This window comes from Chromobacterium sp. S0633 (assembly GCF_024158805.1).
Classification (GTDB): Bacteria; Pseudomonadota; Gammaproteobacteria; order Burkholderiales; family Chromobacteriaceae; genus Chromobacterium.
Genome location: NZ_JAMZGH010000097.1, coordinates 1 through 3,935, shown reverse-complemented (window position 1 = coordinate 3,935; position 3,935 = coordinate 1). Strand labels below are relative to the sequence as shown.

At 68.1% G+C, this 3,935-nt stretch carries 4 protein-coding genes; all 4 read right to left on the bottom strand.

The features are described 5' to 3' along the window. Positions 1-115 precede the first annotated feature (115 nt). A complete protein-coding gene (locus tag NK214_RS24680) occupies positions 116-673 on the bottom strand; it encodes a DUF3304 domain-containing protein (RefSeq protein ID WP_253315779.1) in 558 nt (185 codons plus the stop codon). A gap of 351 nt (positions 674-1,024) precedes the next feature. After that, positions 1,025-1,834: a 5-deoxy-glucuronate isomerase gene (gene iolB / locus NK214_RS24675; protein WP_253315778.1), complete on the bottom strand. Its 810-nt coding sequence runs from the start codon at positions 1,832-1,834 to the stop codon at positions 1,025-1,027. Then, positions 1,831-2,751, bottom strand: coding sequence for a myo-inosose-2 dehydratase (gene iolE / locus NK214_RS24670; protein ID WP_235087503.1), 921 nt, complete (start codon positions 2,749-2,751; stop codon positions 1,831-1,833). Before iolE ends, iolB begins: the two co-directional genes overlap by 4 nt. A gap of 14 nt (positions 2,752-2,765) precedes the next feature. After that, positions 2,766-3,935, bottom strand: a 1,170-nt coding sequence (locus NK214_RS24665; RefSeq protein WP_253315777.1) for a thiamine pyrophosphate-dependent enzyme, incomplete at its 5' end; no start/stop codon positions are given.

The following is a 3,935-nucleotide window of genomic DNA, read 5'->3' as shown; positions in this document are numbered from 1 at the left end:
TCACCGGCCTGTACGTTCAGGTTCTGCCGGCGTTCGGCCAGCGTGGTGGGTAGCAGGCCGCTTTCGGGGAAGGGGCCTGAGCGAAGCTGTACCGCTTCGGGCTTGGGACGGCTGTCTATTTGGGACATGTCTTGGGCTCCTTGATTTGATACCAGTCCTTGTAGGGAAAATTAGGGCTGCTGGGTTTGTGACAGGTGGCGGTCACCCGGACTTCATCGCAGGGCAGAAAGTGCACCTGGATTGCGCAGGAATCCTGGTACTGCGGAATCTCGACGACGGCGCGGTGTTGGGTGTAGTTGGCGGCATGGCGCTCGTAGGCGTCGGCCCATTCCCGTGAGTTAGGACGTAAGGAAGTCAGCACAGGATCACGGGGGTTAGGGTCTTTTTCCCACTCGACGGTGGCCATCAGTCCAGGCCGCCATTGGCGCGGCAGCGCGGCGCAGCAGGATTGTGAGCCGCCGCCGTTGTTGAACGGGCCAATGTTGTGCCCGCCGGCGCGGTTGACGCTAAAGCGGTTGATGACGGCCGAGGTGTGGTTATAGCCCTCGACCGGTGCGGGCAGCATCTCGGTGGACGGTTTATTGCCCATGGCCTGGGCCGGCAACAGCGCGGCGAGGGCCAGCGCGGCCAGGCCGTGTTGAATGGACCGCCAGACAGCGGCGAAGTCAGACATGATCCACTCCTTGCCCGATACAGAGCCAAGGCCGCAGCCCTACCCGCTTGCCCTGCGGGTATCGCTACTCACCCTTGCCACAGCGGGCAGTGCGGGCGACTGAGCGGTGGAACAAGGGGAATGCGGCAGCGGCATGGAAAATTAAGAGCTTAAGCATTTAAAACGGATGCAAGCGAGCCGCCATGGTCTGGATAAAGAAGGAAATGACTGGTGACTGTCCTTAATGCCAGGGCAAACAAGCCGTCAAAGCCGGAGCAGCACATGGCCGCAGACCGCAACAGCCATAAATGGCTGCCGCGGATCAAAAAACCATGCGTGGAAATAAGGAAATAAATACGCTGCGGCGGGATCTTAAGACTTGCCGGACAACAGCCACTCATGCGCCGGGTCGTTGTGGAAGCGCCATTCGCGGCGCGGCCCGGCCATCACGTTGAGGTAGTAGGATTCATAGCCGTGCGGCACGCACACCGGATGATAGCCGCGCGGCACCAGCACCACGTCGCCGTCCGCCACCGCGTGGGACTGGTCCAGATCGCGCTCGTCGGTGTAGACGCGCTGGAACACGAAGCCCTGCGCCGGGCTTACCCGGTGGTAATAGGTTTCCTCCAGCTGGCTTTCCGCCGGCAGCGCGTCGCGGTCGTGCTTGTGCGGCGGATAGCTGGACGAATGGCCGGACGGGGTGCGCACTTCCACCACCAGCAGGCCGTCCGCCTCCGCCTGCTGCGGCAGAATGTCGGTGACGTAGCGGGTGTTGCTCCCCTGCCCGCGCACGCTCTGCGCCATGTCTTGCGGCCGGATCAGCCGCGGCGGACGGCTGAGCGGGCGGCCCGGCGCCGAACACAAAGCCACTTCCGCCGCGCCGCGGGCGACGATACGCAATGCACAGCCGGCGGGAATATAAGCCGCCCACGGCGCTTGCCCGTCGAACACATCGGCGCGGCCGCCCACGCCCGGCCAGCGCTGTTCGCCGGCGATGAGGTCGACGACGCCGGCCAGCACCACCACGCAGCATTCCCGCTCCGCTTGCAGCCAGTCCTCGGCCTCGCCGTCGGCCAGGCGCAAGACGCGGAAACCGACATGGCGCCAGCCGGCGGAGGCCGGGGTGATGTCGGCGGCGACGCGGCCGGCCGTCGCCTTGACGCGCAAATCAGGCTGATTCATGCGCAGCTCCTTTCCGGCGCGCCGGCGCGGATGGCGGCCACCAGCCCGGCCAGGGTGCGGAAGCCCAGATCGGCGTAGCGGTAGCTGGGCGCCACCACCGGGTCCTGCTCCGCCTCCACCACCAGCCAGCCGCGATAGCCGTGCTCGGCCAGCATGCGCAGCAGGGCTTCGAAATCGATGACGCCGTCGCCGGGCACGGTGAATACGCCGTTGAGCACCGCTTCCAGGAAGCTCCAACCGCGGTTGCGCGCCAGCCGCGCCACCTGCGGGCGGATGTCCTTGCAATGGACGTGGACCACGCGGCCGATATGGCGGCGCAGCACCGCTAACGGTTCGCCGCCGGCGAAAGCGATGTGGCCGCTGTCGAACAGCAGGCCCACTTCCGGGCCGGTGACCGCCATCAGCGCGTCCACATCGTCCGGGGTTTCGACGTAGGCGCCCATATGGTGGTGGTAGGCCAGCGTCAGGCCGTGGCTTTGCAGATGGCGGCCGAAGGCGTTCAGCCGCTCGCCGTAGTCGCGCCATTGCCGCTCCGAGCCAAAGCGCGGACGCTGGCTCAAGGGCCGCGGCTGGCCCTGTATCGCCTGGGCCACTTCGCCGTAGACCATCACCCGGCAGCCGCTGGCGGCCAACAGCCGCAGATGCGGCTCCACGGCGGCGATTTCCTCATCCACACCGCGCTCGGCCAGACGGCCGGAATGCCAGCCGGACACGCATTGCAGGCCGTGCGGCGCCAGCGCCGCCGCCAGCGCTTCCGGCTGGCGCGGGAATTTATTGCCCAGCTCAAAACCGCGGTAGCCGATGGCCGCGCCTTCGGCCAGCGCCTGTTCCAGCGAGATTTCGCCGCCCAGCGACGGCAGGTCGTCATTGCTCCAGGAAATCGGATTGATGCCGATTTTCACGTCGAATGCATGCATTGCGCTGTTCCCCGCTATTCGTATTGACGCCGGCGCAGCCGGTCTTCGTAAGCCTGGCGCGCGGCGCGGACCTCGGCCCGTTCCGACACCTCCGGCACCGCCACTTCCCACCAGCAGCCGCCGGCCTCGGTGGTGCGCGCCGGATCGGTGTCGATCACGATCAGATAACTGCGTTCCGCGGCGCGGGCGCGGACCAGCGCCGCCTCCAGGCCGGCGATGTCGGCCACGTGCTCGGCCTCGGCGCCCAGCGCGCGGGCATGGGCGGCGAAGTCCACTCGCGGCGCGCCGTGGCGGCCCTGGCGGCAGTCGTCCAGCAAATTGTTGAACGGCGCGCCGCCGCAGGCCTGCTGCAGCCGGTTGATGCAGCCGTAGCCGCGGTTGTCCAACAGCACCACGATCAGTTTCTGGTCCAGCATCACCGAGGTGGCCAACTCGCTGTTCATCATCAGATAGCTGCCGTCGCCCACCATCACGATGACTTCGCGCTCCGGCCGCGCCATCTTCACGCCCAGGCCGCCGGCGATTTCATAGCCCATGCAGGAATAGCCGTATTCCAGGTGGTAGCCGCCCGGCGTCGCCGCGCGCCACAGCTTGTGCAATTCGGCCGGCAGGGTGCCGGCGGCGCAGACCACGATGTCGTCGCGCTCGGAGCCGGGGTGGCGCTGCACCGCGCCGATCACCTCCCCGTCGTAAGGCAGGCCGTGCGGCTGGCGCTGACCGGTGACGCGCGCCGTATCCGCGCGCCAGTCATCGGCCAGCGCGCGCGCCTCGGCGCTCCAGCCGGCGTCGGCGCTCCAGCCGTCCAGCCGCGCCGACAGCGCGTCCAGGCATAGCGCGGCGTCGCCGCTCAGGGCCACGGCGTCGGCCTTGATCCCGTCCAGCGCATTGACGTTGACGCTGAGCAGCCGCGCCTGGCGGAACAGCTGCCCGGAGCCGGTGCTGAAGTCCTGCAAGCGGCTGCCCAGCGCCAGCACCAGGTCGGCCCGTTCCGCCAGCCGGTTGGCGGCCGGCGAGCCGGTGACGCCGATCGCGCCCAATTGCAGCGGGTGGTCCCAGGACAAGGCGCTCTTGCCGGCCTGGGTCTCGGCCACCGGCGCGCCGTGGCGCTCGGCGAAGGCGCGCAAGGCCGCCGCGCCGCCGGCGCTGTAGAGCACGCCGCCGCCGGCCACGATCAGCGGCCGCCG

Bases quoted from the DNA above. Each gene is read 5' to 3' on its own strand.
- NK214_RS24680 (WP_253315779.1), bottom strand. From the start codon at position 673: ATGTCTGACTTCGCCGCTGTCTGGCGGTCCATTCAACACGGCCTGGCC.
- iolB (WP_253315778.1), bottom strand. From the start codon at position 1,834: ATGAATCAGCCTGATTTGCGCGTCAAGGCGACGGCCGGCCGCGTCGCC.
- iolE (WP_235087503.1), bottom strand. From the start codon at position 2,751: ATGCATGCATTCGACGTGAAAATCGGCATCAATCCGATTTCCTGGAGC.